This is a genomic window from Dysgonomonas sp. 520, assembly GCF_010501095.1.
Lineage (GTDB): Bacteria > Bacteroidota > Bacteroidia > Bacteroidales > Dysgonomonadaceae > QVMP01.
This window is the reverse complement of the sequence record NZ_QVMP01000032.1, coordinates 21,829-28,488: the sequence shown is the minus strand read 5'-3', so window position 1 is coordinate 28,488 and position 6,660 is coordinate 21,829. Positions and strand designations below refer to the sequence as shown.

Genomic DNA, 6,660 nt, shown 5'->3' with positions numbered 1-6,660 from the left:
AATTCTGGTGATGGAGGGGAAAATACAGGTCGGTCTGTTCACTCAAGTTTCAGCTCCCAATATGTTTTTCTATCCTTCTCAGGATAAGGTGATTATAAAGAGTGTGAGAGATTCGAAAGTAGTTTTGCTCCGTTTCTCCAATCAATTGAATCTGTGCAATGTCATTACATCTTTCGACCAGAAAGAAGACAGCCCTACTACACTGCCTGTTAAGAGTGTGATATTCAATTATATTCATACGCTTGAAAAATACATTGAAAGAGGAATCGACAGTGAACTTCTGTCGGAATTGAAGCTAAAAGAGTTCGGTTATATTCTCAAACATTTCTATTCGGAAGAACAGTTACAAAGTTTCTTCAAGGCTCTTCCTGGTAACGATTCTCTATTCACGGAAGAAGTATACAGTCTCAGTCTGAGTGTTCGTTCAGTTCGTCAACTGGCTGAAAGAATGAATTATAGCTATTCGGGATTCAATAAGCGTTTCAGGCGAGTGTTCAACATGTCGGCATATAGTTGGATGAGAAGCCAGAGGGCAAAGCAAGTTTATCAAGACATTTGCCAGACAAGTAAAAGCCTGAAAGAGATCAGTACAAATCATAAGTTTGCCACCCTGTCTCATTTCAATGAATTTTGCCACAAAAATCTGGGAAATTCCCCTTCCGAAATCAGAAGAAAAAACAGAACAAAACAATATATATAAAAAAAGAACCTCTGTCACTGTGCAAGTGACAGAGATCCTCATTGTCTCATTATCAGCATACAAAGATATAAAAAGTTTTTAAGTTTGATTCTTTTCAGTAAACATTTTTAGGGTAAGCGCATGAATACGCTACTCTCTCAATTTACCGGAGCAAAGAAAGCATCATCTATATGGTCTATCTCAAAGTATTCGCCATTCCAGATGGCAGAAATAATATCGAAACGAACATCCATGTCAACATCATTCTGCTTCAGATAAGAATCTGCGGCTTCAACCATACGCTTCATCTTGGTTCTGGAAACAGCATCTTCGGGATTTCCCCACTGATCGGAACTTCGGGTTTTAACCTCCACAAAAACAATATACTCGTCATTGCGGGCAATGATGTCTAATTCATATTTTCCATATCTCCAATTCCTTTTCAATATTTCGTAATTCTCTTTCAGGAGATAGTTGCATGCCGCATCTTCTCCTTTTTTACCTAAATCGTTGTGTTTCGACATATTTACTCAAAAAAAGATGTTTAAAAATACAAAAAAAACATTTAAATACTATATTTATTTCGTTTCTTTGCACCGAATTTAGGTGTGGTGTGTTTTATAATGAACGTAAAACACTTTTAATAACCCAAAATATGCCAAACAGACATCAAATTAAGTCTACTTCATTTCTGAATGCAGGTGTTACAACAACAATCAGCATTACATTGGTCCTCATACTTTTAGGGCTAACCATACTGACCGGATTTGGAGGCAGGGAGTTCATTACATTTGTGAAAGAAAAAATGAGCATCTCGATAAAATTGCCTGATACGATGAAAGAAGCGGAAGTTGCCGAATTTCAGAAAAAACTCAGCAATGCCCCTTATGTCAAGGAAGTCAGGTTTATAGATAAAGACGAGATAAAGCAAGAAATCATAGCCAGCTTAGGCAGCGACCCGGAAGAAGTTACAGGATACGAGCAGTCATACAGCATGCTCGATATTGTGCTGAAATCGGAATATATCAATTCCGACAGCATCAAGGCAATAGAAAACAAGATAAAATTGCAAGGATTTGAAGGCAATTTTCTTTTCGATGAAAAAGATATTGAAATGGTAAATGCCAACCTGTCAAGGGTTGGGCTGGGTCTGTTTATTCTGGCAATCATCCTGATGATAATATCTTTCACGCTCATCCGCAATACCATCCGCCTGAATATTTACTCAAAACGCTTCCTTATCCACACAATGCGTCTGGTGGGAGCAACCAATTCGTTTATAAGAAAACCTTTTGTGATAAATTTCATTTTATGCGGCATGGCAGCGGCTATTCTGGCAAATATAGCTATCACCGCCTTAGTTTACGCCGCATCGAAAGAATTTCCCGAAATAATTGAGATAATAAGGATGGAAAACCTTCTCATTGTCTATGCCTCGGTATTTTTACTGGGAATATTATTAACGGCTGCAACAACAGCGTTTTCGGTGAACAGGTATTTGAAAATGGAAACAAATACTCTGTATCATGTTTAGAACAACATTTATAATAGAAATAAATATAAAATATAAACTCTAACTAATAATGGACAGAACGAATCTAGCTTTCGGAAAGCTCAACTACATCATTTGCGCAGCCTCTGTGCTAATTATTATCATTGGTTTTTTGCTGATGACAGGGCCTTCTTCTACAATCGAAAAGTATGAACCCGATATTTTCAGCACAAGGCGTATTGTTGTTGCGCCAATGATATGTTTCTTCGGATTCCTGACAATGATTGGAGGGATATTGTATCCACGAGAAAAGAAAGAAACGAAAATTGAACAATAGATAGTTTTTAATGATATGCTTTTAGATAATAAATATCATCAGCTGTCTTATACTTACAAAAGAAACGATTGGGTCTGTGACCTTAAAAAAAATAATTAAATAAATTTTTATGGGTGTAATTGAAGCAGTTATACTTGGAATACTCCAAGGATTGACTGAGTTTTTGCCTGTCAGCAGTAGCGGACACTTAGTTATAGGCAGTGAAATACTTGGACTGAAAAATGAAGAAAACCTGACATTTGCAATTGCGGTTCATGCCGCAACAGTGCTTAGTACAATAACTATACTACACAAAGATATTTTAAACTTACTGAAGGGGTTATTTAAATTTCAATGGAACGAAGAAACCCAGTATGTGGCTAAAATCTGTTTGTCGCTAATTCCGGTGATGATCGTAGGGTTGTTCTTTAAAGATCAGGTTGAAGAGCTGTTCAGTTCGGGTCTTCTGATTGTTGGGATAATGCTGTTGGTAACAGCAGTGCTGCTTGCGTTTTCGTATTACGCAAAGCCTCGCCCGAAAGAGAATTTAAATTATAAAGATGCCTTCATCATAGGTTTGGCACAAGGTGTAGCCGCTATATTCCCCGGACTTTCACGTTCCGGGTCTACAATTGCCACAGGTTTGCTGTTGGGCAACAACAAAGAAACAGTGGCTAAGTTTTCGTTCCTGATGGTTTTGATACCTATACTTGGCGAGGCTTTTCTCGATTTGGTTAAGGGAGATTTTTCTTCGGCGGAAACATCTATCCCTGTCGCATCGCTGATTGCAGGCTTCCTGGCTGCTTTCATTTTCGGGTGTTTGGCTTGTAAATGGATGATAAACCTTGTAAAAAAAGGCAAACTGATATATTTCGCATATTACTGTGCCATAGTAGGAACAATAGCCATTGTGTACTCAATAGCAAAATAAGATTTTTACGAATGGATTTTATATCTGGCGAGATAGTATGCTTTGACAAGCCTTTGCATTGGACATCTTTTACTTTGGTACGAAAATTGCGTAATAAAATTTGTCGCAAATTGGATATCAAAAAACTGAAAGTCGGACATGCGGGAACCCTCGACCCTCTGGCTACCGGAGTTATGATTATCTGTACGGGGAAAAAGACAAAACTGATAGAGTCGTTCCAATATCAGACAAAGGAATATGTGGCAACCATAAAACTGGGAGAAACAACACCTTCCTTCGATCTGGAGACGGAAGTAGACGGAACATTCCCAACGGAACATATCACCAAAGATTTGGTTGAAGAGGCTCTCCGGAATTTTCTGGGAGAAATAAAGCAGATTCCACCGGCGTATTCAGCCTGTAAGATAAACGGAGAAAGAGCCTACAACCTGGCGAGGGATGGGCAGGAGGTGAATCTCAAACCAAAAATACTGGTTATTGATGAAATAGAGCTGATTGGCTATGACATGCCTTCAATAACAATACGGGTAGTGTGCAGTAAAGGCACTTATATAAGAGCATTAGCTCGCGACATTGGAGAAGCCTTAAAGTCGGGAGGACATTTAACGGCACTCAGGCGAACACGGATTGGAGACATAAAAGTCGAAGACTGCATCAAGGCAGAAGATATGGATAAATTTCTGGATGAGACAATAAACTAAAGTCGCAGATTATTAATTGATTAAATTAAAAAATAATAATATATGAAACTTTCACAATTCAAATTTGATCTTCCTGAAGAACTGATTGCGGTGCATCCGAACAGAAACAGGGATGAGGCCCGGTTAATGGTAGTAAACCGCCAAACGGGAGAAATTGAGCATAAGATCTTTAAAAATGTAATAGATTATTTCGACGACAAGGATGTTTTCATCTTCAACGACACAAAGGTATTCCCTGCTCGCCTGTATGGAAATAAAGAAAAAACAGGAGCCAAAATAGAAGTTTTTCTGTTGAGGGAGTTGAATGAAGAATTTCACCTGTGGGATGTTTTAGTTGATCCGGCACGTAAAATACGTATCGGTAATAAACTTTACTTTGGCGATGACGATCTGATGGTGGCCGAAGTTATAGACAACACAACGTCGAGAGGGCGTACATTAAGATTCCTTTACGATGGTCCGCAAGAAGACTTTAAGGCATCTCTCTACGCATTGGGCGAAACACCGATTCCAAAATATTTGGGTCGTGGCGAAGAGCCGGAAGATAAAGACCGTTATCAAACCATCTATGCCAAAAACGAAGGTGCGGTTGTTGCTCCTGCTGCAGGACTACATTTCAGTCGTGAACTGATGAAAAGAATGGAGATAAAAGGTATCGACTTTGCATATATCACACTACATTCGGGTTTAGGAAATTATCGGGAAATAGATGTTGAAGACTTGACTAAGCACAAGATGGATTCGGAACAAATGATAATTACCCCCGAAACAGCAGATCAGGTGAACACAGCCAAAGCAAACGGGTCTAAGATTTGCGCCGTAGGCACATCCGTGATGCGTTCTATTGAAACGATAGTGACCACAAACGGAGAATTGAAACCCAACAACGGATGGACAAACAAGTTTATTTTCCCTCCTTACGATTTCAATATCGCCGATGCTTTGGTTACTAATTTTCATCTGCCACAATCTACATTATTGATGATGACTGCTGCCTTTGGTGGCTACGAAAGAATTATGGACATATACGAAATGGCCGTGAAAGAGAAATACAGATTCGGAGCCTATGGCGATGCCATGCTGATAATCTAAACGTATCTTAAAACTAAAAGATAAATGCAGAGGTGTGTCAAAAGTAAGATTGCACTATCAAAGTGTTACTCATTCTTGTCATTCTGAGTGCAACGAAGAATCTGGACTCTATAGAACAGATCCTTCACTCTGTTCAGGATGACAAAAAGACTCTAAAATTTACTTTTGACACACGCCTCCTATGTTTTATTCCATCAATAGTTTCTTCACTTATAAAGTGATCATGCTTTCACAGCTCCTTTAAATTTCGGATCATAGTTCCTAATCCACCAATGATACATAAGGACAGATGTAGTGAAGTAAAAAATTGTCTGCACCCACAAAATAATAAATTCGAAACGAATACCGGCAAGGTCAGCACCCATGGTATTTACCTTGACAAAGGCATGTATGCCCGGAGTAGACGGGAAAATATAGGCTATCGCTTTCAGTGCATCAGGCATAGCCGTCCAAGGCCATGAAATACCCGAAAGGAAAAGGAAGATAACGCTGGTGAAAACAAACAGAGGCATAACAAACTCACGCTGAGAAACAAAGTAAGCTATTGTCATAGCGAAGAATGTAGCCGCCAGCAAAAACGGAACTATAAATGCCATTATTGTAAGCATGCTCCCTATCTGTGGCAAGGAAAATATATAAGGTACAAATTTCAACACCCAAATTGATATGACAATGTAGAGCGACGAATAGCAAAACGCCTTACCCAAAGTCAATCTGGCAGCATTTACATTTTTTCCGAAATAGGCTTGAGAAGCCATCGAGAACGTCTTGTGGTCGTTGTGCGTGCCTACCAAAGTGCCTATACCCAAAACTAATGTCTGTTGAAGAATCAATATCAGAACGGCAGGTATGAGAAAGCTGGCAAAACCATTCTGCGGATTATAGAAAGGAACCGACTCGTATGCAACAGCCTGCATAGACGAATTGTCTTGCGACCGGGTTCCATGCCCTACAACATTCACCCTTATGTCTGCTCCCATATCGAGGCTCACCTCGGTGGCAGAAAGAAGAAACGATTTATAGTAAAGCATACTCACCATGTCGGCATACACATTCACCTGTGTTTGTTGAACCGTATTAATCTTCTTGCTAAAATCGCATGGAATATAAAGTATGCCAAAGGCTTCGCCTCTGTTTTTCGCATCAATGGCTTCTTCCATGTTATCGAGACGAGCCACAATTTCCACATCGGGCGATGCGTCAACCTTTCGTATAAATTCCCTCGACAGAGAAGAACGGGAATCATCTACCACTATCATTTTTGCATCATGCACAACCTCATTGTTGTAGATAAAAGCATACAACAAAGGATACAACAACGGGACAAGAAAAAAAAGCAAAATTGCCGCCGGATCACGGAAGACAAGTTTCAACTCATTTTTCCAAACATAGTATATATCGACTAAAAATTTCCCCATCTTACTATCAAATTAAACTTTTATCCTTGAA

General features: G+C 39.3%; 8 protein-coding genes. 6 read left to right on the top strand and 2 right to left on the bottom strand.

Annotated features, from left to right (window positions below; all coding sequences use genetic code 11):
- The coding region (locus D0T56_RS15355; RefSeq protein ID WP_163321052.1) for an AraC family transcriptional regulator at window positions 1-700 on the top strand (700 nt) is incomplete at its 5' end.
- A 137-nt stretch (window positions 701-837) separates the two neighbouring features.
- Here the strand turns inward: D0T56_RS15355 and D0T56_RS15350 are convergent.
- On the bottom strand, window positions 838-1,203 hold the full coding sequence (locus tag D0T56_RS15350) for a YraN family protein (protein WP_163321051.1): 366 nt from the start codon (window positions 1,201-1,203) through the stop codon (window positions 838-840).
- Between the two features lie 131 nt (window positions 1,204-1,334).
- Here D0T56_RS15350 and D0T56_RS15345 point away from each other — a divergent pair, with 131 nt between their 5' ends.
- The 5 genes from D0T56_RS15345 (at window position 1,335) to queA (ending at window position 5,211) form a co-directional block, all read left to right on the top strand.
- Window positions 1,335-2,213 carry an ABC transporter permease gene (locus D0T56_RS15345; protein ID WP_163321050.1) on the top strand — a complete coding sequence of 293 codons (879 nt, stop codon included), beginning with the start codon at window positions 1,335-1,337 and terminating at the stop codon, window positions 2,211-2,213.
- Window positions 2,214-2,262: 49 nt separating this feature from the next.
- On the top strand, window positions 2,263-2,508 hold the full coding sequence (locus D0T56_RS15340; protein WP_163321049.1) for a DUF3098 domain-containing protein: 246 nt from the start codon (window positions 2,263-2,265) through the stop codon (window positions 2,506-2,508).
- A gap of 109 nt (window positions 2,509-2,617) precedes the next feature.
- A complete protein-coding gene (locus D0T56_RS15335; protein WP_163321048.1) occupies window positions 2,618-3,418 on the top strand; it encodes an undecaprenyl-diphosphate phosphatase in 801 nt (266 codons plus the stop codon).
- An 11-nt stretch (window positions 3,419-3,429) separates the two neighbouring features.
- Window positions 3,430-4,119: a tRNA pseudouridine(55) synthase TruB gene (gene truB, locus D0T56_RS15330; protein WP_163321047.1), complete on the top strand. Its 690-nt coding sequence runs from the start codon at window positions 3,430-3,432 to the stop codon at window positions 4,117-4,119.
- Window positions 4,120-4,161: 42 nt separating this feature from the next.
- A complete protein-coding gene (gene queA / locus D0T56_RS15325) occupies window positions 4,162-5,211 on the top strand; it encodes a tRNA preQ1(34) S-adenosylmethionine ribosyltransferase-isomerase QueA (RefSeq protein WP_163321046.1) in 1,050 nt (349 codons plus the stop codon).
- Between the two features lie 221 nt (window positions 5,212-5,432).
- Here queA and D0T56_RS15320 read toward each other — a convergent pair whose 3' ends face one another.
- Window positions 5,433-6,629 (bottom strand): ABC transporter permease, encoded by a 1,197-nt coding sequence (locus D0T56_RS15320; RefSeq protein ID WP_163321045.1) that lies wholly within the window; start codon window positions 6,627-6,629, stop codon window positions 5,433-5,435.
- Window positions 6,630-6,660 lie beyond the last annotated feature (31 nt).

Coding starts and splice junctions, on each gene's coding strand:
- queA (WP_163321046.1), top strand. CDS start 4,162: ATGAAACTTTCACAATTCAAATTTGATCTTCCTGAAGAACTGATTGCG.
- truB (WP_163321047.1), top strand. CDS start 3,430: ATGGATTTTATATCTGGCGAGATAGTATGCTTTGACAAGCCTTTGCAT.
- D0T56_RS15340 (WP_163321049.1), top strand. CDS start 2,263: ATGGACAGAACGAATCTAGCTTTCGGAAAGCTCAACTACATCATTTGC.
- D0T56_RS15345 (WP_163321050.1), top strand. CDS start 1,335: ATGCCAAACAGACATCAAATTAAGTCTACTTCATTTCTGAATGCAGGT.
- D0T56_RS15350 (WP_163321051.1), bottom strand. CDS start 1,203: ATGTCGAAACACAACGATTTAGGTAAAAAAGGAGAAGATGCGGCATGC.
- D0T56_RS15335 (WP_163321048.1), top strand. CDS start 2,618: ATGGGTGTAATTGAAGCAGTTATACTTGGAATACTCCAAGGATTGACT.
- D0T56_RS15320 (WP_163321045.1), bottom strand. CDS start 6,629: ATGGGGAAATTTTTAGTCGATATATACTATGTTTGGAAAAATGAGTTG.